We start from the raw sequence: 25,829 nt of genomic DNA on the forward strand, positions 1-25,829 counted from the left end.
CCTTGTACAGCAGACGCGACCAGGTCCAGGCGCACTCGTTCCTGGTTGGTCGGCTCACCAACGCCGTGCTGCGCGTCGACCCGGACGCGCTGGAACGGCCGTTGCGCCGCACCTCGTCCGGCCTGACCGGCGGGGTCGCGGTGGCCGGTCTGGTGCTGGTGGTCGTGCTGGTCGTCCGGCTGATCTCGCCGGGCGGTGGTGGTGACGCCTGGCGCGCGCCAGGCACGCTCGTGCTCGATTCCGGGACCGGAAACCGCTTCCTTTACGTAGACGGCACGTTGCGGCCGGTGCTCAACTACGCCTCGGTCCGCCTGCTGCTCGGCGCCAACCCCAAGGTCGCCGCCGTGGACAGCGCTGACCTGGCCGGTGTGCCGCAGGGCGGTCCGATCGGGATCATGGGCGCCCCGGACGTGCTGCCCACCCCGGGTGGCGCCCCTCGCGTGTGGACGGTCTGCTCGATGTCCACACCGGACGGCCCCGGCGTCGCGCTGGCACTGTCCGCCGCCGCCCCGGCACCCGCGGTGACCGGCGCCCAACTGGTCCGCGCACCGGACGGTTCGATCCACCTGGCCTGGGGCGACCAGCGGATGGCGGTCACCGCGCCCTGGGTGCCCGCCGCGCTCGGGCTGGACCCGACCGCAGTGCCGGTGGCAGCGAGCTGGCTCAACGCGCTGCCCGCGGGGCCCGACCTCGGCTCGCCCAAGGTCCGCCGCGGTGACCGCGGTCCGGTTGTCGCGGGTGTACCGACGGTCACCGGGCAGCTGCTGCGGGTGCCGGGAACCGTGGTGGGGACCAAGTTCTACCTGGTCCAGACCGCCGGTCTGGTGCCGGTCAGCGCGACCGCGGCGGCGCTGCTGGTCGCCGACCCGGCCGCCCCCGCTCCCCCGCGCGAGGTCACCGCGTCCGCCCTGGCCGCCATCCCCCTGCTGCCCGTCCCGGACGAGCTCCAGGCACTCCCGGCGGACATGCCCACCCCGCTGCGGCTCGACGGCGGCGCCCCCTGCGTGCGCTGGGCCGACGACCACGCCGAACTCTTCGCCGGTCCCGCGCCCGACAGCAGCCGGGTCACCGCCGCGCCCGGCGTCGCGCGGGACGAGTCGACCGCCGACCAAGTGCGCGTCGCCCCAGGGGCCGGGTTGCTGGTGCGCACCCGGCCCGCGCCCGGCGTCCCGGGAGCCGGGGTCTACCTGGTGACCGACGCCGGCACCAAGTTCCCCGTCGCGAGCGGCGCGGCCGCGACCGCGTTGGGGCAGCCGGTGGACAACGCGTCGCTGGTCCCCTCGGGACTCATCGCGTTGCTGCCCACCGGGCCTGTGCTCGACCGCATCACCTGAAGTGCCGATCAAACCCAGGAGAGAACAACCATGACCGCACCGGGAAACCGTTACGGCTACGACGACGCCACCCTGCAGGGCATCATCAACGCGACCGAGACCGGTCTGCAGCAGATGGCGCACCTCAACAGCGGCGTGCTCAACATCCAGTCCACCCTGCCCGTGGTCAACAACTCCGCCTCCGGCGTCAAGCTGGCCACCGTCATCGGCGAGTGGAGCGCGGACTTCAACCAGGTCCGCAACCAGCTCGACGCCCTGAACAGCAAGGCGACCGCGCTGCTGCAGACCAACCGGTCCGCCGACGCCGACGCGTCCGCGGCCACCGCCTGAGCCCGACGATCCGAAGAGGACAGAGAAGATGACCGCGTTCGACATCGACCACGACGGCTACCTGCAGCTCAACGAGCAGCTCTACATGTACGTCCGCCAGCTCGGCGACATCCTGGACGCGCTCAACGGCGCGCTCAAGAACATCGAGGTGGCCACCCAGGGCAAGGCGACCGCGCTCTGGCAGGAGGCCCAGCAGAACTGGACCAACACCTACGCGGAGATGGAGACCAAGCTCAACGCGCACTCGCTCTCCTCGATCAACGTGCACGACATCTTCAGCAACGGCGACAGCCGCGGCCAGGGGATCATGCTCGGCTGACCACCGCGCCCGGACCGCGACCGCGCGGTCCGGGCGGCCCGTCCACCGTCCACAGGAGACGCAAGATGGCCAACATCACCTTCGACGAGAACCAGTTCGACCAGCTCGCCACCATGCTCGACCAACTCGAGGACATGGTCCTGCACCACTCGACCAACTCCGACACCAACCCGCTCAACGCCGACTTCACCCTGCTGCCCGGCACCCCCAAGTGGCAGGCGGCGCAGGACATGTTGAGCAAGGGCAAGCACTTCGGCGGTTCGGTGCAGCAGCAGAACGACGCACTGCGCCAGGCCATCGTGAAGTTCCGCAACGCGTTGTTCGCGGCCAAGGGCGTGTTCAACGAGACCAACGACCTGGCGCAGTACGACGTCAACCGGTTCGTCGCCGAGTTCCCCGACCTCAACCCCAGCGCGCACTGACGCAGACGAAGCACTAGGGAGCACCATGGCCGACCCCGTCGTCCCGTCGTCCGGCGATTTCAGCACGGCGACCTACGAGCAGATCCTGTTCGCCGTCACCGGGCAGGGCAGCGATCTGCGCTCGATCGCCGACGCGGGCGACGGGCGCGGGGACCCGTCCGGCGCGTGGCTGAAGGTCGCCTCGACGCCGTCGGCGTCGAACTCGATCTCCTACCACGCCTGGGACACCTACTACTTCGGTTTCGACGTCAACATGGCGGCGTTCAACGCCTGGCAGAACGGCTGCCTGAACATCGACGGGATCACGCAACGGGCGGCTTCCGGCAAGACCGGGCTGTTGGACGTGCAGCGCCTCTTCGACGCCATGGTGACTGCCGACCGGTACCTGGACTTCCTGCACAACGGCCAGTCCATGGTGCAGAAGTGGGTGGACAGCCTCAGCGGCGACGACGCCGCCCTGCGCGGCAAGGCGGCCTACGCGATCCTGGGCAACCTGAACCGGCTCTCGTTCACCTTCACCGACCTGAGCAGGCAACTGACCGCCGACCGCACACCGTCCACGGTCACCGGGCTCAAGGAAGCGGCGCTGGCATTGGGCGCCTTCGGGGTGAACATGGCCAACATCTGGAACCAGCACCGCGGCCTGATCAACCTGGCGGTGCAGAACCTCAACGGGTTCCTGGTCACCCTCGACGACTACCTCATCCAGCAGGGGCTCGACGCACGCGCCAAGACGATGTCGGTACCAGGGGGAAAGGGGTACGCGCTCGACGCGTTGACCGACAACGGGCATTTCGGCCGGAGCATTGCCGAGAACTACATCAAGGATAGGTTGGCAGCGTTCGCGGTCAACTCGACCGGGGAGCGGTTGACCGGCCCAATGGCCGGGATCAAGGGCGACCTGAAGACGGGCGCGCCGATGAACCAGTTCAACCCGATCCTCAGCGACCTGCTGCGGGCCGAACTGGACGCCATGGACCAGCAGGCGCGCATCGAGTTCGAGAAGCTCGACGCGGCCTACCAGCGGGCCGGCTTGAGCCTGGGCGACCTGCAGGCCAACCAACCACCGACCGTCGGCATCCTGAGCTCCAGCGACGCGGACACCACGCTCGCCGACGCCGGTCTCACCTCGCCGGACGGGTCGGGGCTGGCCGACCTGGCGGGCGGCGGCGCCGACGGCACCGGACTGCCCGACTTCTCGGGCGGCGGGGCGGACGGGACGGGCGTGGCCGATCTGGCAGGCGGTGGCGCCGGTGGCACGGGCGTACCGGACCTGTCCGGCGGTGGCACCACCATCCCCGATTTCGCGGGCGGCGGCTCGGGGGTGGCGGACCTCGCCAACGGCGGCGCCACCGTGCCGAATCTGTCCACTGGAGACAGTGGCGCGGGTGTTGGGCTGCCCACGAGCGGCGGGGTGCTGTTCCCCAACCTGAACCCGGGCGGCGGCACCGACGACTCGCACGCGGGCGTCAGTTCCGGCGTGATCCCCACCGTGCCGAACATCAGCGGGCAGGTACCGGACGGGACGATCGACGAGCACGGCTGGTCACCGAACCCGATCACCGTGCCGAACGGGTCCGGCAGCGGGGTCCCGTCCCTGCCGTCGTCCGGCGGGGGCGGTTCGACGAGCGGATTCCCCGGGAGCACTGCGAACGGTGGGCTCAGCCTGGGTCCGGGCGCGACCCCGGGATCAGGTCCCGCCCCGGACTTCAACGCCTTCCGGGCCACCACGCCGTCGCCCAGCCTGGATTCCTGGGGCTCGGCGGGCGGCGGCGCGGGCCTGGACTCCGTCGCGGGCCTCGGCTCGGGTGCCGCGGGTGGCGGACTCAGCGGCGGGCTCGGCAGTGGAGTTGGCGGTGTGGGCGGCACCGGCTCCGGCGCGGTGGGGACCGGCTCGGCGGGGGGCTGGGCCGACTGGGCGGGCACCGGCGCGGGCTCCGGGTCCGCTGCCGCTGGTGCGCCCGGAGCGGCCGGGACCTCGGCGTCCTCCGGTTACGGCGGTATGCCGTACATGCCGATGGGTGGCGCGGGTGCGGGCGCGGGAGGTGGCCGGGAGGAGAAGGAACGCGAGCGGGCGACCTGGCTCACCGAGGACGACAAGGTCTGGGGTACCGACAGCGCCGCCGGTCTCGGCGTGATCGGCCGCCCGGACATCGGCCTGCCCGAGACCGACGAGCCGCTCGTCAGCACGCACGTCCACCTGCGGTCGACCACCACCCCGGTCGCCGCGACCCCGGTCGAGCGCGAGGCCGCGCCGACCGCCGAGAGCACCGGCAACTAGGAGGCGACCGTGTCGACACCACTGCACAACGAGATGGCCGCGGCGCTGGCGTCGCTGCGCGAGGAACACGAGAAGATCACCGCCGCGGTCGAGCGGGTGCGCTCCGCCACGACCACGGTCACCGCGGACGACCGCATGTTCGAGGTCACCGTGGACGGTCGGGGCAAGCTGCTCGACCTCAAGTTCAGCGGCAGGCGCTGGCGGGAACTGGCACCGGCCGAACTGAGCGGCAAGCTCATCGAGACGATCACGAAGGCGCAGGAGCTCGCCGCGGCGGGCACCCAGGGCACCTTCACCGAGCTGATGCCGAAGGGGTTGGCCCCCAACGGCTTCGAACTGTCCTCCGTAGACGCTTTGCGGGCCGAGGTGGAGACCATGCTGAACTCCGCCGCCACCGACTCGACCAGGATGTGGACCAAGTGAGCAACCGTTTCTCCGTTGACCCCGAGGCGCTGCACAACGCGGGCATCAACTTGGAAGGCGTGGTGAACGTCGCCGACGACATCTGCGACAAGCTGTTCGCCGCCGTGGCGGACGCGCGCGGCGCGGGCGGCACCGGCACGATGGGCAGCCAGTTCAACAACGGGTACCAGCCCAGCGCGCAGCAGGGGCTGGACTTCCTGCGCCTGCTGCGCAAGACCCTGGACGACACCGGCGCGGGCACCGTCAAGGCGGCCGCCGTGTTCGCCGAGACATCGGACGACGCCGAAGCCGCCGTCCAGCCCTCCTGACAAGGACACCCACCCCTGATGGCGATGATGGTCCCGGACGACGTGCGCCGGATGTTCCTGGTGATCACCGGCGAGGAATGGCCGGACGCGAACGAGGACAAGCTGCACACGTTGGCCACCGCGTGGGACACCGCGGCGAACCGCCTCACCGGCGAGTTGGCCCCGGAGCTGCTCAAGGCCGTCATCGCCATCAGGTCGACGTTCAACGGCGCGACCGAGCAAGCGTTCGTCGCCAAGATGTCACCGTTCGTCGAAGGGGCGGACAACTACATCGCCGCCTCGGCGGAACAGTTCCACGGGTTGGCGAAATACCTGCACGACCTCGCGGTGGACGTCGAGTACGTCAAGCTCGTCTCGGTGCTGAGCCTGGTCGCGCTGGCCGTGGAAATCGCCTGGGCGTCGGCGGCCGCGGCGGAGACGGGCGGGGCGAGCATGGCCTGGCTCGCCGAACGCGTCGCCGCCGTGCGGGCACTGCTGCGGACCGCGGCGGGTCGACTGCTGCTGCGGTTCGCCCAGGCCGAGATGGTCGGCATGGCGTTCCAGGTGGTGATCGACGTGGTGGCGCAGGGCATGCAGTTCGCCATGGGCACCCGACACCAGTGGAACACGGGCTACACCACCAACGCCCTCGGCGTCGGCGCGCTCGGCGGTGTGCTGATGATCCCACTGGCAGGCGTCGGCGAGGTGCTCGCGCACGCCACCGCCCAGGGCGTCGAGTCCGTGCTGTCGAAGTTCGCCAAGTTCGCCAAAGGCATGCCCGGCTGGGCGCACACCATCCCCGAACTGATCTCCGAGGTGGGGGTGGAGGCCTTCCACGAGGTCTTCACCGAGACGCTCTACAACTTCCTCACCACCGGTGAGTTCAGCATGAACGTGTTCTCGGCCACCTCCGGCGGCGTCTCCGGCATCGGCGGCGCCGCAGGCCGGTCGGTCCGCCACGCGGGCACCGGCGCCGGACACGCCCCCACCCTGCACCTCGGCGAGACCCCGCACAGCCCAGAAGTCCACAGTGGATCTGAAGCGGTTGTTGAGACCACAGTGGACAATGCGGCCGCGTCGCCCGTTTCGTCGACCGGACAGACGAGCCTGCCGGTCCCCACGCCCCACTCCGCCGAACCCGCGACAACCACACCAGTGGCCGGGAGCCACCCGCTCACAGCGAACGGGTTCGCGCGGACCCCAGGCGCCACTCCCACGGCCACGCCGTCGCCCGCCACCGAACACGCGGGCAACACCGACGCGCCGCGACCGGTGTCGCCCGGCCAACCCACCAGCACCCCGCCCGCCACCGGCACCTCGACGACTACCCACCCGGCCGAACCCGCCACCCAGGCCGGCCGGAACCCCCGTCCCAGCAACGAGGTTCCCGGCACCACACCCCGGACAGGCACCGGACCCACCACCACACCGCGATCCGATGTCCCGACGAGCACCGGTGGGCCGACCACAGCCACGCACAACGCCACCACAACCCCCACGAGCACGGTCCCCCACACAGCCACACCCACCACCGGACAACGGCCCGAGGTGCCGGCGGGCACCAGCGAGCCCACCAGTACGGCACCCACCACCGCCGCGCCGCGATCCGACGTCCCGACGAGCACCGGTGGGCCGACCACAGCCGCGCACACCCTCGCCACAACCGCCACGAACGCGGTTCCCCAAACAGCTACACCCGCCGCCGAGCAACGGCCCGCAGTGCCAGCGGGCACCAGCGAACCGACCACTCCGGCACCCACCACCGTCGCGCCTGCCGCCACCACCGCACCGCGACCCGATATCCCGGCGAGCACCGGTGGATCGACCACAGCCACGCGCGGCGCCACCACAACCACCACGAGCACGGTCCCCCAGACAGCCACACCCACCACCGGACAACGGCCCGCAGTGTCGGCGAGTACCAGCGAACCGACCACTACGGCACCCACCACCGCCGCACCCGCCACCGTCGAAGCAACCACAACCCCTGTCACGGCAACGGCAGGCGGCCAGACCGCCGCCGAGCCCACGCCCACCACCGGCCAACGCGCGAGCGACCTGGCCAACACCAGCACGCCAACCACCACGGCAAGCCAGACCGCGGGCACAACCGCCGAGGTCACAGCAAGCACCGGACAAGGCGCAGGCAGCCCGACAGTCCTCACTCCGGCTCCCGCTCTCCCCACCCCGGGCAGCAGCACCACCCCGACAAGGCCCACCAGGTCCGGAACCCCCACCCCACCGGCCACTCCCACCAGCCCGGCCGCATCCATGTCCGAATCGGCCACCTCCACCAGACCGGCAGCGCCGATTCCCGCAAGCACGCCAACGGAATCGGCCCCGCCCATCGCTCCGGGCAGCCGCACCGAACCGGACGCACCGACCGTGACCGCGGCCGCGGGGCAGACCGGTACGGGCACACGGCGGCGCAGAGTCCCGCCGCCGATCGCCACCACCCTGCAGGCGGCGGTTGCCGCAGGCTTCCCGGTCGACGCGGCTGGACGGCGGCAGGTCATGGAGGCGTGGGGACTGCGCCACCGCTCGGAGCCGGAGAGCTGGGGCCGCCTGATCAGCGATGGTCAGGCCGCCGGGTACGCGGCGGCGAGCGCGTTCTACTCGACCTTCCGGGGCTACCCCATCATCGCCGAGGACGTGACGGACTCGGCCTGGGACCGGCACGCCATGGAGGACGTCGGGCACGACCAGGCCGGCCTGGCCACCGTGGTCGAGCGGATTGATCGCGGTGGGGACGGCTCGATCGCGATGATGCTGACCCACAACGGGTCACGCGTGTGGATCGTGGTCAACCAGGGCGGCACCGTGCGGATCTACGACCCGGTGTCCGCGTCCCACAGCGATATCGCGACCGCTCCCCCGATGCCCGGTCTGGGTTCGGTGCGCGCGATCACGCTGGACGCCGGAGACAACCCCATCCTCCCCGAGCGGCTGGACCTGCTGAGGCGGATCGTGCCGGAGGGCACCAGGTTCGTCCCCCCGCAGGAATGGGCACACCTGATCAGCGACGTCGCGTCGGAGGGCGACAACTTCGACGCCGCACTCGCGGTCCACTCCACCTACCAGGGCCATCCCGTTGCCCTGGGCGCCAACGACCTCGGCAATCCGGCCTGGGCGCAACGGGACGAGGAAATCTTCGACGACGGTCCGGACGGCCTGGTGCAGGTGATCAACCGCCTCCGCACAGGCGGCCCGAACTCGACTGCCATCTTGCAGACCACCACCCACGGCTCGGTCATCCAGTACAACTGGAACCTCATCAACCACAACAACCAGATCCTGCTCGTCGACCCGGGCAACGGCACGGTCGTCGATGCCACGCCGGACGCGATCCCCGAGCTCCACCACGTCGCCGCGATCACATTCGACCGCGACAACAACCCCCTACCGCAGGCGCCCATCGAGATCGCGGCTGTGCGCCAGGCAACCGGGCCGGAGCTGCGACTGCGCGCGCTGCGATTGGAGATTCCGGACGCCAACGCCCGGTACGGGGACCCGGCGAGGTGGGCGAGCCTGGTCAACGGCGGCCGCGTCGAAACCTACCTCGGCGCCGCGGCAATGGCGTTCCTGTCCAGCTACCACGGTCGTCCCGTGGTCATGGGCGCCAACGACCGTGGACTCATCAGCCAGTGGTGGACCGGCGCGCGCTACATCGGTGTGGATGAGATCGGGTGGCAGGACGTGGTCAACCGCGTCCGCGCGGACGGCCCCGGCGCGGCCGCGATCGTGATCGTCCACCGATTGGCGGAGGACAGTTGGTTCCACCGGAACCTGGTCAACCACAACGGCCAGGTGCTGGTCTACGACGCGCTCGACGGCCGTCCGCTGCCCGGGTACACCCTCCGTGAGCTCGGGAATGTCTTCGCGACCTTCACGAACACCACCAACAACCCCTTCCTCGGCCACGGGCCCGCCCTGCCATCTCTGGCGAGCATCGGCTCGGCCGACCCGCACACCCAACTGGCGGACCTGACACAGCGGCTCGGCGACGGCCCGCGGAGTTGGGTGGGGCTGGTCAACGGCCTGGGGGACCACGGCACGAGTGTCGATGCCGCCCTGGCGTTCCACTCCACCCTCCGCGGCCACCCCGTTGTCCTCGGCGCCAACGCACTCGGCAGTCCGCCCTGGGTCGAGTACGGCGCCGAGGCCTACGGCGACGGTGCGGCGGGTCTGCGAAACGTGATCAACAGCCTGTTGGCCAACGGCGACGGCTCAGCCGCCGTCATGTTCGGCCAACGGGGCAGCGACGAGCCGCACTTCTGGAACCTGGTCAACCACCAGGGCGAGGTGTGGCTGTTCGACGCGCTCGTCGGCGAGGCCCGGGTCGCCACGGCGAACGCCCTCCCCGGGCTCGGGCGGATCTTCGCGACCATCACGGACGCCGCCAACAACCACGTGCGGCTCGGCGCGATACCGCTGACCGACGACAACGCCCCCCGATCGCAACTCGACGCGCATCAGCGACTGCGCGCCATGCGGAGGGAGTTCGCCGACGGTACGCCGTATGCCCACCCGACAGGGCTCATGGACCTGGTCAACGGCATCGGCCCCGAGGCGGACGGCCTCCTCGCCGCCTGGGCCCTCCACTCCTCTTACCACGGCAACCCCATCGTGGTGGGCGCGAACGAGCACACTCTCGGCGTTCCGGCGTGGGCCGAGCACGACGGGGAATACTTCGGCGAGGGACCGGCGGCCCTGCAGCGGGTGATCCACCGGGTCCGCCTCGGCGGCGCGGGCTCGGCCGCCATCGTCCGGACCGACAGCACCACCACGACCGAGCTGTCCACCTGGAACGTGTTCTTCCACGACGGCACCGTGTGGCTCGTGGACCCGGTCGCGGGCACCGGCCGCACGGCCACGCCGAACGCGATCCCCGATCTGGCGAACGTGCAAGCGGTGCCGCTGGACGCCGACAACAACTACATCCACGCTCCGGAACCGGCGGTCGACGCCCACGGCAGGCCGCTGACCGACGCGGACTCGCAACTGCGGCAACTGCGGGCGTTCATCCCCCGGGGCGTCCGGTACACCAACCCGGAGACATGGGCGCACTTGGTCAACGGCGACCCCACCGAGCCCGACTCCCCGGAAAACAGGCATCGGCTGGCGTTGGCGGTCCTCTCGGGCTACCACAGCGTACCCGTCGTGGTGGGCGCGCAGGGCAACGCGGTCCGCCGCGCGAACTGGCACCGTCTGGAACCGGCACGGGTCACCGGCATCGACGCCGTGGTCGGCCTGCTCCACGACGCGGGAAGCAACTCCGCCGCGATCGTCATCGGCCGCCTGGGCGCCAACGCCGAGTTCCGCACCTGGACCTTGATCAACGACGACGGCGGCATGCGGCTGCTCGACCCGTACTCCGGCGCGAGCCACCCCTACTACCTGGACCTCGAGGACGTCTCGGCGGTCCTGGTGGACCACCAGAACCAGTACCTGCCGATCCCGGTCGAGGCACGGGTACTGAGCCCCGTCGACAGCGACGCCGACACCCTCCTCGGGCGCCCGGCCACCCCGCCGGACATCCCGGTCGACAGCCCCATCAGCTCCTCCGGCGCCGAGACCGCCGCGTCACCCAGCAGCTCCATCTTCAGCCTGCCCGCTTCGGAGATCGGACAACTCTTCGCCGAGCAGGAGGCGGCGAACCCAGCCTCCCCCGCCGAGCCTGCCATCCTCACTCCGCAAGAGGACGCCGTCGACGTGGGCAGGCAGGACCTCGTCACGCTCCGGGGTGCGCTGGTACTGGAGATGCTCCGGCCACTCGTGTCCTTCGGCACCCCGGCCGACTGGGCACACCGGATCAACGAGACCGGGCCGGACGCCAACAGCCTCGACGCCGCCCGAGCGTTCCACTCCACCCTCCGCGACAACCCCGTCATCCTGGGCGTCAACCACCTCGGCGACCCGGCCTGGGCCCGACGCGACGAGCAGGTCTTCCCGGACGGCCCGGAAGGCCTGGCTCAGGTGATCGACCTCGTCCGCGCGGGCGGCCCGAGCGCCGCCGCCATCCTGCAGACCACCACCCGCGATTCAGTCCTGCAGGAAAACCGCAACCTGGTCAACCACGGCAACCGGGTACTGCTCATCGACCCGGTCCACGGCACCGTCACCGACGCCACCCCGAACGCGATCCCCAACCTCCACCACGTCGCCGCCATCACGTTCGACACCAACAACAACCCGCTCAACGCCAACCCCGCGCAGCCGAACCGCACCGCGGCGGTTCGGCGGCCCAGGGGTCCGCTGCCACCCCGGATCGACACCAGCGGGCAGGCGCCGGTGGGGGCTCCGCTCAACTCGGCCCAGGCCGTGGCCCGGCGGCGACGCGACATCGAGGACGCCGGATTCATCTACCGCACGGTGCCGGCGAGGTGGGTCGGGCTGATCAGCGACGGTCGGGCGACCGGGCGCGACGCGGCAGCCGCGTTCCTCCTGACCTTCCGGGGCCGCTCCACCATCGCCGAGGACGTGACGTACTCGCCCTGGGACGGGTACGAGATGGAGCACGTCGGTCGCGACGAGGCGGGCCTGGCCGCCGTGGTCGAGCGGATCACCCGCGGCGGAGACGGCTCGATCGCGCTGGTGCTGACCGGAGACAACCGGCAACGCACGTGGCTGGTGGTCAACGAGAGCGACGTCGTGCGCGTCTACGACCCGGTGACCGCGTCGCACAGCGACTTCGCGACCGCACCCCCGATGCCCGACCTGGGTGCGGTGCGCGCGATCACGCTGGACGCCGGGGACAACCCCATCACCCCCGGACCCCGGGAGCAGCCGTCCCCCGCCGAGTTCCAGCCGGAACCCACGGCCGAACCGCGACAGGCGACGCCGGAGGCCAACGCCCGGTACGCGGACCCGGACGAGTGGCCGAGCCTGATCAACGGCATCGACGACCAGGGGGACGGCAGCACGGCGACGCGGGCGTTCCACCTCGCCTACAACAGGCACCTCATGGGCATCGACGCCAACGATCCGGCTTTCGCCGGGCAGGTGCTGCGCCCGGCGGCCTACCTCGGTCTGGACGCGACCGGGCGGCAGGACCTGGTCAACCGCCTCCGCGCGGATGGTCCCGGCGCGACCGCCATCATGGAGGTCCACCTGAGGACGGGCGTCCGGTACTACCGGAACCTGGTCAACCACAACGGCCAGGTGCTGGTCTACAACGCGCGCTCCCGCATCCTCGTCGAAGGCGAGCCCACCATCGCCGAAGGCACGCATGTCTACGGGACCTTCGCGAACGTCACCGACAACCCCGTCCGCCTCCGACGGTTCGGCCATGATGTGGCCCACCTGAGCAGGCCACTGCGGCGGCTGGCATGGCTGGTCGGTGCCGGCCCGCACCCGCTCGAGTGGGTGGGGCAGGTCAACGGCCTGGGGAACAGCGCAACGAGCCTCGACGCCGCACGGGCTTTCCACTCCACCCTCCGCGGCAACCCCGTCATCCTGGGCGTCAACGAAGTCGGCAGCCCGGAGTGGGTCGGGTACGACGCCGAGGTCTACGGCCACGGCACCACCGGCCTGCAGAACGTGATCGACAGCGTCGCCGCCAACGGCTACCGCGCGGCCGCCATCGTGACCGGCCACCTGGCGGACGGCGGGCTGTACCACTGGAACCTGGTCAACCACCAAGGCGACGTGTGGCTTGTCTACGCGCGCACCGGCATGGCCACGCTCGCCACGGCGGATGCTTTCCCCGAGGTCGGACTGGTCTCCGCGACCGTCACGGACGCCACGAACAACCACGTCCGGCGCGGGCAGGCACCCCCGGTCGACGACCACGGCCGCAGGCCACTGCCCCAGGCACGTCTGCAATTGCAAGAACTGCGCGAAGCTGTGCAGGAGGTCGCGTCGTACCCGCTACCAACGATGCTCATGGACCGGGTCAACGGCATCGGCCCTGAGGTGAACGGCCTCCTCGTCGCCTGGGCCCTGCACTCCTCCTACCACGGCAACGCCGTCGTGATCGGTGCCAACGGGCACGACCTGGGCACTCCGGCGTGGACCGAGCACGACGGGGAACACTTCGGCACCGGACCGGCCGCCCTGCAGCAGGTGATCCACCGCGTCCGCCTCGGCGGCGCGGGCTCGGCCGCCATCCTCCAGACCGGCACCACCACCTCGGCCGAGCTGTCCACCTGGAACCTGTTCTTCCACCTGGACTTCATGATGCTCATCGATCCGGTCGCAGGCACAGTCAGGCACGCCGCACCGAACGCGATCCCCGACCTGGCGGACGTGTACGCGGTCCCGCTGGACGCCAACAACCAGTACATCCACCCGCGACCGTCGGTCGACGCCCTCGGCCTGCCGTTGACCGACGCGGACCGGCAATTGGCGCGACTGCGGTCGTTCGTGCCCGAGGGCGTCCGGCACACCGATCCACACACGTGGGCGCACCTGGTCAACGGCGACCCCGCGTCGCAACACAACGGGTACCAGTTGGCGCTGGCATTCGACTCGACCTACAACGGCAGGCCCGTCGTGGTGGGCGCGGAGGGCAGCGCGGTCAGCCACCGGCCCTGGCACGACACCCCGCCGGTGCGGTTCAACGAGGTCGGGAACGTGATCGACCTGATCCGCAGCACGGGACCGCACGCCACCGCCATCGTCACCGGAAGGCTGACCGAGGACGCGGCGCCGCACACCTGGAACCTGATCAACAGCAACACCGGTCTGCGGATGTTCGACCCGAGTTCCGGCGTGAACGAGTTCCGCTTGAACCTGCGGGACGTCTCGGCGACCGTGCTGGACGCCCGGAACCTGCCCGTCCAGGTGCCACGCCAGATGCGGACCCAGAGCCCGGTGCACAACGATGCCGATACCCTCATCGGGAGCCCGGACGACACCCAGCCGACCATGCCGAGCCCGGACGACACCCAGCCGACCATGCCGGTACGACCGATCAGCCTCGGCACCATCAGCCCCACGACCGCCGGGTCGCAGCACGAGTCCGTTTTCAGCCTGGCCGCCTCAGAGGTCGACGGGCTGTTCGCCGCCCAGGACGCCGCGAACAATCACCTGCACGGCGACCCCGGTGACGGGTCCAGCGACGGTTCCAGCGATGGGTCCGGTGACAGCTCCGGCGGGTCAGGTGCCGGGTCGTCGAGCCGTGACTCCAGCAGCCTGTCGGATGACCTCGACCGGATCGACCAGGAGCTGGCCGTGAACCGGCAGGTCGCGGACGAGTTGTCCGGGCCGTCGCGGCGCACTGTTCTGGATCGGATCGCCGCGTTGGGGGCGCATCGGAACCGGGTGATCGAGACCCACCTGCGCGCGGCGGCCGCACGCGGCGGCGTGATCACCCTGCCCGACGGCATCGGCAACCTCGTCCCCTACCGCGGCGGCTGGGTGCTGCAATCGCCCGCACCGGTGCAGGCGGGCACAGTGGCGCACTTCGCCTGGGTCCTCAATGGACAGATCACGGCCATGGTGGTCGGCGCGGACCTGGAAGGCTTGCGGCATCTGCGGTTCCCGCCGCGTGGCAGGCCGTTGCCGGTGGACCGGGAAACCTCGGGGGTGGACCAGTGAAGCGAGGAGAGGAGTTGGGGGCCGTGGCGGTCGCGGTGGAACGAGTGGGCGGGGCGATGCTGCTGCGCGCGCCCGGGACGGACGAACAGGCGGTCGCCTTCGCGGCGGCCCTGCGGCCCGAACGGCACCGGACGGCCGTGGTCGTGGCCCCGTCCGCGGCGGCGGCGCTGGCCAGGCTCGACCCGTGGCTGATCGCCGACCTGGACGACGCGGTCACCACCGGGGTGCGGCTCTACGCCGCGCACGCCGCCACCCTGCGGCCCGACGAGGACGTCCCGCTCGCCCGCAAGCTCGCCGACCGGCTCGGCGTCGAGGTCGTCGCCCCGGACGGCGACCCGGTGCGGCTCGCGGACGGCCACACGTTCGTCACCGGACCGGCCGCGACCTGGGTCACCCACGGCGTCGACGGCGGCCACCAGCGGACCGGCCCGCGCTTCCCCGAGCCCTGGTGGCAGGCGCACCTGCCCGAGGACCTGGCCGACGAGGTGGACCAGGTCCCGGTGGGCCTGTGGCTGCACGGCGGCGAGCCGGTCGACGACCCGGTCCGCCGGGTGCTGCCCGACCCGGACCGCCCGGTGCTGGTGGTCGGCGCGCCAACCCCGACATCAGCGCCCGCACCGACACCCGCCGCGGTCGCGGCGATCGTGCGGCGCTTCCCGGACATCATCCGCGACACGCTCGTGCTGGCCTTCTACAACGGGGCCGACATCGCCCAGGACGTCGCGGAGGAGTTGGGCACCGGGGTGCGCGCACTGCACGGGATGCCCGCCCCCGGCGGCCCGATCCACCTGGACGCGAACGGGAAACCCGCGTGGTCGCCGTTCGCGGTGGAGAGCGTGTACCGGCCGGGGCAGCCGCCGACACTGGACCGGTGGTCGGTGCCGGGCGCGCTGCCGCTCATCGCCCCGGCCCGGTACCGGCTGGCACCGGGCTGGACGCTGGAGGTGCTGGCCAGGGGTCTGCTCGCCCGGCCGGACAACCGACCGGTCGACCCGGTGTGGCTCACCCCGACCACCGACCGGCCGGACTTGGTGCTGGCCTGCGTCGACCACGTGCCTGCCGGGGTGTCGGCCGCGTTGGCCCGGGTGATCGCCTCGCTCGCCCCGGCCATCCGGGCCCGGCTGCGAGTGGTCCCCACGTGCGCGAACACCATCCCGCTCGCCGACACGCTGGCCCAGTCCGCTCCGGTGCGCAGGCCTGTCCGCCCGGAACCCCCAGTGGCACCGGGCGTTCCGGCGACCACGGGCACGCTTCCGCGGCCGGCGAACACGGGCACGCTACCGCGCCCGGCGACCACGGGCACGCTACCGCGCACCTCGACGCGGACCCCCCCTCCGCCCGGACCGGTCACCACGCCGTCGCCCTGGGCTCCCCAACGGACCGCACCCGCCCAGCCGCTGCCCGCCGTCGCCCGGACGGTGACCACGTCGCTGGTCGGACTGACCAGTCAGCCCGCCCTCCCGTTGCCGCCCACGGTCCCCCGCCGCGAGCCGACGCCACTGCCGACTCCACTGCCGCTGCCAACTCCACTGCCGCTACCGCTGCCCGTCGGCCCCGAGTCGGTCGCGGCCATCGCCGCACTGCCCGCACCACAACCGTCAGCACCGCCACAACCGTCAGTACAGCAGGCCCCCGCGGTGGCACGCACAACCGCCGCGGTGGCACCGGTCCTCCCGCCGATCACCGCGCCCGCCACGTCCGCACCGTCCACACAGGTTCCAACCACCCAGGTCCCGGCCACACCGGTTCCGTCCACCCAGGTCGCGTCCACTCAGGTATCGCTCACCCCGCCTCCACCCGCGCCCGTGCGGGTCGAACCGGTGCCGGAGAGCGCGGCGGAGCCCGAGGAACTGGTACCGGCCGACGCGGTCAGTTCCGCCGAGCAGCGCCGGGCGGTCCGGTCCGAACTGGGCACCCGGTACGACTCGGCGACCCGGGCGGTGGTGCGGCTGCTGGCCGAACGCCCCGGGCTGCGCGCGGTGGACGACCCGGGCACGGTGATGACCGAACTGGCCGTGGTCCGGGTCTACGTGGAGAGCCCCGGCCGCTACGACACCGCGTTCCGCACCTGCCTGACCGCCGGGCTGCGCAGGCTGCCGACCGCCCGGGGCGTGGTCGTGCGCGGGACGAGCGGCGTCCGGCACCGGGAGGGTGCGGTCCTGCGGCTGACCGGACCGGTGCTCGCCGCCGGGTCGGTCGGGTCGGCGGTGCCCGGTGACACCGAACTGCTCATCTGGACCTCGACCGCGCGCAGGCTCGGCGGGCTGCTCGACGGGAACCGGCGGGCCGATGTCGTGCTGCTCCCGCACACCGAACTGCGGGTGATCGCGGTGGAACCCGGCCGGGCGCTGCTGGTCGAGGAGGGCGCCCCGGTCGAACGCGCGACCGCCGGGTTGCGTGCCGCCGCGACCGCCCGCGCCACCACCGCCGTCCCAGCCGCGCCGGACGATCCCGTCCGCTGGTTCGGCACCGTCCCGCCCGCCTGAGCACGCCCCCACCACATCGAGGAGACCGCCCCGTGTCCGACCGGCTGACCACGACCCGATCCGTTCTCGGGGTCTCGCCGACCGAGGCCGACTGCTTCCGCACGATCAACGACGCGATCGCGGCAGCGGCCGACGGCGACGTGATCTCGGTGCGGCCCGGCGTGTACCGCGAGTCGGTCGTGCTCGACCGCGACGTCACGCTGTCCGCGGTCGGGCCGGTGGGCGGGGTGCGGATCGAGGCGGTCGGCGACCCGGCGCTGCGGTTGACCGCGGAACAGGCGGCGGTGTCCGGGATCGTGCTGGCCCACCGCGAGGGGGAGGCGGCGGTGGACCTGCGGGTGGGCACGCTGCGCCTGGACGAGTGCACCGTGGCGGCCGAGTCCGGGGTGGCGGTCGCCGTGCGCGGCGGGACCGCGCTGACCACCCGCGAGTGCGCCGTGACCAACCCGGGTGGCGCCGGGGTGCTGGTGTTCGACGGCGGCGCGGCGGAACTGCGACTGACCACCCTGCGCGGCATCGCGACGACCGCGGTGGTGAGCCGCACCGGCGGCACGCCACGGCTGGTCGACTGCGAGATCGGCGACTCCGGCGGCGCGGTGCTGGCCGCCGACGGCGGGCGCGGGGCGCTGCGGGACTGCTGGATCCACGCGATCAGCGGGCCGGGGATCGTGGTGGAGGAGCAGAGCGAGCTCACCGTCACCGGCAGCACACTGTCTGATGTGGAGGGTGCGGCGCTGCTCGTCGGCGCGGGCTCGCACCCGGTGGTCACCGACTGCGTGATCGAGCGCGCGGGGACCCAGGCCATCGCGGTGGTGCGGGGCGGCGGCCTGGTGCTGGAGCGGACCACGGTGCGCGCCAGCCGCGGCCCCGGCCTGCACGTGCTCGACGACTCCACCGCCGAACTGATCGACTGCGGGTTCGCCGACGGCGGCCAGGACGCGGTGCTCGTCCGCGGCTCGGCGTCGGTGCGGGCCACCCGGCTGCGCGTCACCGGCGGCGCGGGCACGGCCGTGACCGCCGAGGACTCCGCCGACGTCGTGCTCACCGAACCGCACATCGAGGGGACCCGCGGCACCGCCCTGTCCGCGTCGGGCACCGCGCGGCTGCGGGTCGACGGCGGCGCCATCCGCGACTGCGCGGCGGGGGCGATGTGGACGGGTGACGCGGCGGGCGAACTGCTCGACTGCCTGGTGGAGGGCAACCACGGCGACGGCGTCGTGCTGCGCACCAATGAACCGGTCGAGGTCCGCGGCAGCCGGGTCCAGCGCAACCAGGGCCGCGACCTCCACGACGAATCGGGAGTCGCCGTGCTCGACACCCCACCGGCCGCCACCCGGACACCGCCCACCGCCGGGGCCGACGACGTGGCCGCCCTGCTGGAGGAACTGGGCGCGCTGGTGGGCCTGGACGGGGTGAAACGCGAGGTGGAGACGCTGGTCCGGCTGCACCAGATGGCCGAGCGGCGGGCCGCGGCGGGGCTGCCCGCGCCGCCGGTCGGGCGGCACCTGGTCTTCACCGGCTCCCCCGGCACCGGCAAGACCACCATCGCCCGGCTGTACGGGCGAATCCTGGCCGGTCTCGGTGTGCTGCGCACCGGTCAACTGGTCGAGGTGGCTCGGGCCGACCTGGTCGCCGCGGTGGTCGGCGGGACCGCGATCAAGACCGCGGAGCGGTTCGCCGAGGCGCTGGGCGGGGTGCTGTTCGTCGACGAGGCGTACACGCTGTCCGCCGCGACCGGCGGGACCGGGCCGGACTTCGGCCGGGAGGCGATCGACACCCTGGTCAAGCTGATGGAGGACCACCGCGACGACGTGGTGGTGATCGTCGCGGGCTACACCAACGACATGCGCGCGTTCCTCGCCGCGAACCCCGGCCTGTCCTCCCGGTTCACCAGGACCATCGAGTTCGCCGACTACTCGGCGCCGGAGCTGGTGACCATTGTGGAGGGTCTGTGCCGGGCCCACCACTACAGCCTGGAGTTCGAGACGCGAGCGGCGGTGCACGCGTACTTCACCAAGCTGCCCAGGGACGCGGCGTTCGGCAACGGCCGCACCGCGCGCAAGGTCTTCGAGGAGATGGTCGGCCGCCAGGCGTACCGGCTGGCCGAGGACGTCGAGGCGCCCGCGGTCGCGTTGACCCGGCTGCTGCCCGCGGACCTGGGTCCGTTGCCGGGCAGCGGGATCGGCGCGGGCGCGGGCCGGGTCGACGACGAACAGGTGGAGCGGCTGCTCGACGAGTTGCGCGGCCTGGTCGGGCTGGAGGAGGTCAAGCGGGAGGTGGCCAGCATGGTCGACCTGCTCGCCTCGGCCAGGCAGCGCCGCGAGGCGAACCTCCCGGTGCCCTCGCTGAGCAGGCACCTGGTGTTCGCGGGCCCGCCCGGCACCGGCAAGACCACGGTCGCCCGCCTCTACGGGTCGGTGCTCGCCGCGATGGGCGTGTTGGCGCAGGGGCAGGTCGTCGAGGTCAGCCGGGCCGACCTGGTCGGCGAGTACGTCGGCCACACCGCCCGGCGCACCACCGAGTGCTTCGACCGCGCCCGCGGCGGCGTGCTGTTCGTCGACGAGGCGTACACGCTCTCCGGCGGTGACGGCCGGGACTTCGGCCGGGAGGCGATCGACACCCTGGTGAAGCTGATGGAGGACCACCGCGACGAGGTCGTCGTCATCGCCGCGGGCTACGCCGACGAGATGGCCGGTTTCCTCGACGCCAACCCCGGCATGGCGTCCCGCTTCTCCCACCACGTCAACTTCGCCGACTACACCGCCGACGAACTGGTCACCATCGTTGACCAGCACGCGACGACCATCGGCTACGAGTGCACGGCGCCCGCCGTGACCGCGCTGCGTGCCCACTTCCTCACCGCGCCGCGCGGCACCTCCTTCGGCAACGGCCGCTACGCCCGGCGCGTCCTGGACGAGGCGGTCACCCGGCACGCCCGCCGGATGCGTTCCATCCCGAACCCCACCATCACCGATCTCTGCCTGCTGCTGCCAGAGGACATCCCCAGGCACGGCGGCAAGTAGTCCTCATCGGACACAAAGTAATCCTTTGTGGACAAACGATTTCCGGTCCGATTCGCAGGCGGGAACTTATTGGGCCACATAGTGGAACCGCTATCCCCCGTCAGGCCGAGATGTTAACCTGAAGTCCATTGACGACTGTCTTTTATGGACGCAGGATTCAAACGTCCCCATCGGTCCGACAGGCGGGTAGCCCCTGATGACACAGTGCACGGATTTCGCCGTCTCGTACACCCGCGTCGGGTGCGGCAAACTGGGCCGGGCCCTGACCGCGCTCGCGTTCGACCCGGCCAAGCGGGCCACCATGGTCGAGGAGCTGCGCACGCTGCTGTCCCCCTGGGACGGTGGTCCGGTCACCGACCCTACCCGCCACTGGTCGTACGCGTCCAGTGACGGCGCCCCGTTGGAACTCTCGGTGGCGTGGTCGCGGCGCGGGATCGAGGTCCGGGTCTACTTCGAACCACTGGGCAACCCACCCACCCCGGAGGCCTGCCGGGACGCGGGCGCCGCCGCGACCAGGGACCTGGCCCGGTACGGCGATGTCGCGCTGGCCGACTACCTCGCCGTCGAGGACCTGTTCCTGGTGCCGCGGCCACGACCGCCGTTCAGCGTGCTCGACGCCGTGATGTGGGGGCAGGACGGCAAACCGTGGTTCAAGGCCTACCTCAACCCGCTGGCCCAGGGCGCCGAGCGCGCCGGGGACGTGCTGACCGAGGCCATGGGTCGGCTCGGCATGGGTCCCGCGTGGACGGTGGCCGCCGACCGGTACGCCGAGGACCACGCCGACCAGGCGCCCACCCTGTTCGCCCTCGACCTGATGCGCGGCGCGCGGACCAAGGTCTACTTCCCGCACCACGGCGTCGACGCGGCGCGGATCGAGCGGTTCGCGTCCTGCGCCCGCGACCACGAGCCCGGTAGCGCTGCCTGGTTGTGCCAGGAGATCGCCGGAACCGACCAACCGGGCAAACCGCCGATCACGTCGCTGGTCTTCCACCGGGGCGACCCCGTTCCCGTGTCGACGGTGTCCTACGTCCCGTTGTGCCCCAACGTGGACAACGACGGCATCGCCGCCGCCCGGGTCGCGGACCTGATGCGGGCGGTCGACCTCAACCCGGAGCCGTACCTCGCCACGCTGGACGCGCTCGCCGTCGGCCCGCTCGCCACGTCGCGGGTGCAGACCTACGTCGGCTACCGGGGCGGCGCGGACCCCCGGGTCTCGGTGTACTTCGCGACCGGCGCGTTCGGACCGGTCACCGATCTCCCAGCAGCGGAAGGGAAAACAGCATGACAACCTCTGAACAGTCTGAGCAGAACGAGCTCGTGGTGGTGCACACCGGGCAGACCTACGACGGCAAGCAGGGGCACGCGTTCTTCGCGGGCATCTCCCAGGAGACCGCCGGGTCGCGCGGCCTGTGCATGCACCTGGTGCGCATTCCACCGGGCGCCCGGGACAACCCGCACCGGCACGACGAGCACGAGTCGGCGATCTACGTCATCTCCGGCAACGCCGAGGGCCGCTACGGCGCGGACCTCGCCAAGCGGATCACCGCCGGGCCGGGCGACTTCATCTACATCCCGGCCGGTGTGCCGCACCAGGCCATCAACCCCAGCGCGACCGAGCACCTGGTCGCCATCATCGCCCGCACCGACCCCCACGAGCAGGAGAGCACCGTGCTGCTCGCCGACCCCGACCATGTCTGAGGAGCCGACCGTGTCGAACGACCCGCTGACCAGGAACCACCTGTGGATCGACGGCGAGTGGCGTGAGCCAGCCGGAGCCGACCGGTTCGAGGTGATCGACCCCAGCACCGAGCAAGTCGTCGGGTCCGTGCCCGCGGGCACGGACGCCGACGTCGACCGGGCCGTCGCCGCGGCGTCGGCGGCGTTCCCGATCTGGTCGGCCACCCCGCTGCCCCGGCGGATCGACGCCCTGCAGAAGCTGCTCGACGGCCTGCAGGAGCGGGCGGGCCTGTTCACCGACACGCTGTCGCTGGAGGTCGGTGCGCCGCTGACGGTCGCCCGGTTCCTGCAGTTCGGGTTCGCCGTGGACACCGTGCGCTCGTACCTCGACGTGCTGCCGGAGTACCGCTTCGAGGAGCGGCTCGGCTCGTCGCTCGTGCTGCGCGAGCCGACCGGCGTGGTCGCCTGCATCACCCCGTGGAACCTGCCGCTGGCCCTGATCCTGCAGAAGGTCGTGCCCGCGCTGGCCGCCGGGTGCACGGTGATCCTCAAGCCCAGCGAGATCACCCCGCTCAACGCGTTCCTGCTCGCCGACGTGCTCGCCGAGTGCGACCTGCCGCCCGGTGTGTTCAACCTGGTCAGCGGGGACGGCCCGACGGTCGGCGAGGCGCTGGCCGCGCACCCGGGGGTGGACATGGTCACCATCACCGGGTCGACCAGGGCCGGGCGCCGGGTCGCCGAGCTCGCCGCGCACTCGGTCAAGCGGGTGCACCTCGAACTGGGCGGCAAGAGCGCCAACATCATCCTCGACGACGCCGACCTCGAGGAGTGCGTGCGGATCGGGGTCGACCAACTGTGCCTCAACTCCGGGCAGACCTGCCTGGCGTGGAGCCGGATGCTCGTCCACCGCGACCGGCACGACGAGGCCGCCGAGCTGGCCGCGAAGTTCGCCGACGCCTACCGGGTCGGCGACCCGCGCGACCCGGCGACCGCCGTCGGCCCGCTCGTGTCCGCCGCCGCGCTCGCCCGGGTGCGGCACTACATCGAACTGGGCAGCGCCGAGGGCGCCACCCTGGTCGCGGGTGGTCCGGACCGCCCGAGCGACCTGGACCAGGGCTACTACGTCCGGCCGACCGTGTTCGCCAACGTGCGCAACGACATGACCATCGCCCAGGAGGAGATCTTCGGCCCGGTCCTGTCGATCATCGCCTACGAGGACGACGCCGACGCCGTGCGGCTGGCCAACGAGTCCAACTACGGCCTGCAAGGCGCCGTCTGGTCGGAGAGCAACGCTCGGGCGCTGTCGGTGGCCCGGCAGGTGCGCACCGGGCAGGTCGACGTCAACGGCGCCCCGCTGAACTTCGCCGCCCCGTTCGGCGGGTTCAAGCAGTCCGGGTACGGCCGCCAGTGCGGCCCGCACGGCCTCGACGAGTACCTGGAGCTCAAGTCCATCCAGTTGCCCGCCGACGTGGAGACCAACGAGATCAAGAGCGCCATCCGACTCACCGAGCACTGAGGTCCCCATGAGTCACCCGGAACTGGTGGTCCTGCTCGACGACCACCTCACCCCGATCGGCACCGCCGCCAAGGCGACCGTGCACACCGCGAACACCCCGCTGCACCTGGCGTTCTCGTGCTACGTGTTCGACCGGCACGGCCGCGTCCTGCTCACCCGCCGCGCGCTGGACAAGAAGACCTGGCCCGGCGTGTGGACCAACTCCTTCTGCGGTCACCCCGCCCCCGGCGAACCAGCCGAGGACGCGGTGCACCGGCGGGGCGAGCAGGAGCTCGGCATCACCGTCACCGGCCCCCGACTGTCCATCCCGGACTTCCGGTACACGGCGGTGGACGCGAGCGGGATCGTCGAGAACGAGTTCTGTCCGGTGTGGACGGCCCTCGCCGACACGGACCCGGTTCCCGAACCGACCGAGGTCTGCGAATGGCGCTGGGCCGACTGGTCGGACGTGGTGGCCGCGGTCAACCACACCCCGTTCCTGTTCAGCCCCTGGGCCCAACTGCAGATCCCCCGGCTGCACCAACCCCTGATCGACCACGTCATGGTGCCCCTCGCCCCCAGCGTGTAACCCCGGCCCGTATGACCAACCGAGTCGGGGTGACAAAGCAGAGGGGTGCGACTGTCATGTCAAGGTTGGTCATGGGGGCCGGGCGGCTGGCGTTCGTCGGGGCGGTGGTGTTGTCGGTCACCGGCGGTGGCCTGGCGGTCGTGCCGCCCGCGCACGCCGCCACGCCCCGCTACACGTTGTCGGTCGGACCCGACGCGGTGCAGCGGTACCTGGGGGTCAACGGCAACGGTGACATCATCGGGACCGGGCAGCAAGTCGGGGCGCAGAACGGGGAAGGGTTCGTCATCAAGGCGGGCACGAACACCCCGGTGTTCCTGTCCACCGCGGGCGATCCCGGCAACACCGCGCAGTTCACCACACCGCATTCGATCAGCGACGACGGTGTGGTCGTCGGGGACATCTTCCCCTTCAACACGTCGATCCACCGTGCCGCGAGGTGGTCCGTGGCGGGCGCGACCGGCGTCGACCTGGGCGTGGACCCGAGTCAGCCGTTCTTCGACGTCGAGGCCACCGCGGTCAACGGCGGGGGCCTGGTCGCGGGCCGGACGGTGGACCCGGCGAGCAAGGTCACCGCGTGGACGGTGACCGGCACGACGATCACCAAGCTGCCCTTCCTGCCGGGCGGCGCGCAGGGCCGGGCACTCGCGGTCAACGGCACGGGCCTGGCGGTCGGCTCATCGGCGATCTCGACGACTGTGGTGTCGGCGGCCGCGTGGCAGAACGGCCAGGTCCGGGACCTGGGCCTGCTGCCCGGCGGCGACTTCGCCGAGGCCGACGCCGTCAACTCCGCGGGCGTGGCGGTGGGCGTGTCCAACACCGCGCCGGGCGGGGACGGCGCCGGGCTGCACGCGGTCAAGTTCTCCGGCGGCACGGTGACCGACCTGAACATCCCCGGCACCACCGCCCTGGCCAACGCGACCGCGACCGGCATCAACGACAGCGGTGTGATCATCGGCTCGCTGCCCAACGGCGGCGCGTACGTCTACCGGGACGGCGTGGCGACCGACCTGAACACGCTGATCCCGCCCAACTCCGGATTCCACATCACCAAGGCGACCGGCATCAACAACAACGGCGTCATCGTCGGCATCGCCCAGAAGGGCTTCGGCGGCCGCACCTTCGGCGTCGTGTTGACGCCCGCCTAGGCCAACGCCCAGAACACGTCCACGTCGAAGTGACCGGTCGTGCGGTCGGGATCGCCGTAGACCTCCCACCTGACCCCGGTCAGCCGGTGACCGTTGGCATTGCTCCAGTCGCGGACCGCGTCGTGCGTCTCACCGATCTCTCCGATCGGACCGACGTGCGTCGCGGTCGCGACCGGCCCACCGGGAAGCACTGACGGCACGACAAGACCCACGGGGGCGAACGGCCCGTTCACCTGCACGCCAATCTCCACGTTCGGCACGTCGTCCTTGTAGAACATGACGTTGTGCCCGTCCTTGTACAGGCCGTCCGGGGCGCCGCCGCGGAGGAAGGCCCAGACCTGGTCCAGCATCGGCCCCCACACCGTTGGGAAGTCCGCCCAGGACGTCGCCGCCGCCACAACAGCGGTCGGCACCGGTTCCACGGTTCGCACGGTCACATGGACAGTCATCGCACCACCCTTCCGACGTGTGTGCGCAG

16 protein-coding genes are annotated in these 25,829 nt (G+C 71.7%); 15 read left to right on the plus strand and 1 reads right to left on the minus strand.

Annotation, left to right across the window (positions count from 1 at the left end; translation table 11 throughout):
* Positions 1-2: 2 nt before the first annotated feature.
* The 15 genes from eccB to H504_RS34210 all read left to right on the plus strand — a co-directional run bounded on the left by eccB (position 3) and on the right by H504_RS34210 (position 25,351).
* Positions 3-1,334, plus strand: a complete 1,332-nt coding sequence (gene eccB / locus H504_RS0109695; protein ID WP_026422619.1) for a type VII secretion protein EccB — start codon at positions 3-5, stop codon at positions 1,332-1,334.
* A 30-nt stretch (positions 1,335-1,364) separates the two neighbouring features.
* Positions 1,365-1,664 (plus strand): hypothetical protein, encoded by a 300-nt coding sequence (locus tag H504_RS0109700; protein ID WP_026422620.1) that lies wholly within the window; start codon positions 1,365-1,367, stop codon positions 1,662-1,664.
* A gap of 28 nt (positions 1,665-1,692) precedes the next feature.
* On the plus strand, positions 1,693-1,983 hold the full coding sequence (locus tag H504_RS0109705) for a hypothetical protein (RefSeq protein ID WP_026422621.1): 291 nt from the start codon (positions 1,693-1,695) through the stop codon (positions 1,981-1,983).
* A 65-nt stretch (positions 1,984-2,048) separates the two neighbouring features.
* Positions 2,049-2,405, plus strand: a complete 357-nt coding sequence (locus H504_RS0109710; RefSeq protein WP_026422622.1) for a hypothetical protein — start codon at positions 2,049-2,051, stop codon at positions 2,403-2,405.
* Positions 2,406-2,430: 25 nt separating this feature from the next.
* Positions 2,431-4,686 carry a hypothetical protein gene (locus H504_RS0109715; protein ID WP_026422623.1) on the plus strand — a complete coding sequence of 752 codons (2,256 nt, stop codon included), beginning with the start codon at positions 2,431-2,433 and terminating at the stop codon, positions 4,684-4,686.
* 9 nt (positions 4,687-4,695) lie between these two features.
* The gene (locus H504_RS38560; RefSeq protein ID WP_051385674.1) at positions 4,696-5,109 is read left to right on the plus strand and encodes a YbaB/EbfC family nucleoid-associated protein; all 414 of its coding nucleotides are present in this window, start codon (positions 4,696-4,698) and stop codon (positions 5,107-5,109) included.
* A complete protein-coding gene (locus H504_RS0109725) occupies positions 5,106-5,417 on the plus strand; it encodes a hypothetical protein (protein ID WP_026422624.1) in 312 nt (103 codons plus the stop codon). The genes H504_RS38560 and H504_RS0109725 overlap by 4 nt, the downstream gene beginning before the upstream one ends.
* Before the next feature lie 18 nt (positions 5,418-5,435).
* The gene (locus H504_RS0109730; RefSeq protein WP_026422625.1) at positions 5,436-14,936 is read left to right on the plus strand and encodes a toxin glutamine deamidase domain-containing protein; all 9,501 of its coding nucleotides are present in this window, start codon (positions 5,436-5,438) and stop codon (positions 14,934-14,936) included.
* The gene (locus H504_RS0109735; RefSeq protein WP_157440313.1) at positions 14,933-17,422 is read left to right on the plus strand and encodes a hypothetical protein; all 2,490 of its coding nucleotides are present in this window, start codon (positions 14,933-14,935) and stop codon (positions 17,420-17,422) included. Before H504_RS0109730 ends, H504_RS0109735 begins: the two co-directional genes overlap by 4 nt.
* A gap of 32 nt (positions 17,423-17,454) precedes the next feature.
* Positions 17,455-20,445 (plus strand): AAA family ATPase, encoded by a 2,991-nt coding sequence (locus H504_RS0109740; RefSeq protein WP_026422627.1) that lies wholly within the window; start codon positions 17,455-17,457, stop codon positions 20,443-20,445.
* Positions 20,446-20,641: 196 nt separating this feature from the next.
* On the plus strand, positions 20,642-21,730 hold the full coding sequence (locus tag H504_RS34195; protein WP_051385675.1) for a tryptophan dimethylallyltransferase family protein: 1,089 nt from the start codon (positions 20,642-20,644) through the stop codon (positions 21,728-21,730).
* Positions 21,727-22,143 carry a cupin domain-containing protein gene (locus H504_RS0109750; protein WP_051385676.1) on the plus strand — a complete coding sequence of 139 codons (417 nt, stop codon included), beginning with the start codon at positions 21,727-21,729 and terminating at the stop codon, positions 22,141-22,143. The genes H504_RS34195 and H504_RS0109750 overlap by 4 nt, the downstream gene beginning before the upstream one ends.
* Before the next feature lie 10 nt (positions 22,144-22,153).
* Positions 22,154-23,638 carry an aldehyde dehydrogenase family protein gene (locus H504_RS34200; RefSeq protein WP_245614157.1) on the plus strand — a complete coding sequence of 495 codons (1,485 nt, stop codon included), beginning with the start codon at positions 22,154-22,156 and terminating at the stop codon, positions 23,636-23,638.
* Between the two features lie 7 nt (positions 23,639-23,645).
* Entirely contained in the window at positions 23,646-24,206 is a 561-nt protein-coding gene (gene idi, locus H504_RS34205) for an isopentenyl-diphosphate Delta-isomerase (RefSeq protein WP_051385678.1), read from the plus strand.
* Positions 24,207-24,262: 56 nt separating this feature from the next.
* Complete coding sequence (locus H504_RS34210; RefSeq protein WP_157440314.1) at positions 24,263-25,351, plus strand: hypothetical protein; 1,089 nt, start codon at positions 24,263-24,265, stop codon at positions 25,349-25,351.
* On the opposite strand, the gene H504_RS34215 is transcribed toward H504_RS34210, so the two are convergent.
* Positions 25,348-25,800 carry a GyrI-like domain-containing protein gene (locus H504_RS34215; protein WP_157440315.1) on the minus strand — a complete coding sequence of 151 codons (453 nt, stop codon included), beginning with the start codon at positions 25,798-25,800 and terminating at the stop codon, positions 25,348-25,350. The genes H504_RS34210 and H504_RS34215 overlap by 4 nt on opposite strands.
* Between the last annotated feature and the right edge of the window lie 29 nt (positions 25,801-25,829).

Origin of the sequence: Actinokineospora inagensis DSM 44258 (genome assembly GCF_000482865.1) — a bacterium.
In the GTDB taxonomy this organism is placed as follows: Bacteria; Actinomycetota; Actinomycetes; order Mycobacteriales; family Pseudonocardiaceae; genus Actinokineospora; species Actinokineospora inagensis.

Coding starts and splice junctions, on each gene's coding strand:
- H504_RS0109700 (WP_026422620.1), top strand. CDS start 1,365: ATGACCGCACCGGGAAACCGTTACGGCTACGACGACGCCACCCTGCAG.
- H504_RS0109705 (WP_026422621.1), top strand. CDS start 1,693: ATGACCGCGTTCGACATCGACCACGACGGCTACCTGCAGCTCAACGAG.
- H504_RS0109710 (WP_026422622.1), top strand. CDS start 2,049: ATGGCCAACATCACCTTCGACGAGAACCAGTTCGACCAGCTCGCCACC.
- H504_RS0109715 (WP_026422623.1), top strand. CDS start 2,431: ATGGCCGACCCCGTCGTCCCGTCGTCCGGCGATTTCAGCACGGCGACC.
- H504_RS0109730 (WP_026422625.1), top strand. CDS start 5,436: ATGGCGATGATGGTCCCGGACGACGTGCGCCGGATGTTCCTGGTGATC.
- H504_RS34195 (WP_051385675.1), top strand. CDS start 20,642: ATGACACAGTGCACGGATTTCGCCGTCTCGTACACCCGCGTCGGGTGC.
- H504_RS0109750 (WP_051385676.1), top strand. CDS start 21,727: ATGACAACCTCTGAACAGTCTGAGCAGAACGAGCTCGTGGTGGTGCAC.
- idi (WP_051385678.1), top strand. CDS start 23,646: ATGAGTCACCCGGAACTGGTGGTCCTGCTCGACGACCACCTCACCCCG.
- H504_RS34210 (WP_157440314.1), top strand. CDS start 24,263: ATGTCAAGGTTGGTCATGGGGGCCGGGCGGCTGGCGTTCGTCGGGGCG.
- H504_RS34215 (WP_157440315.1), bottom strand. CDS start 25,800: ATGACTGTCCATGTGACCGTGCGAACCGTGGAACCGGTGCCGACCGCT.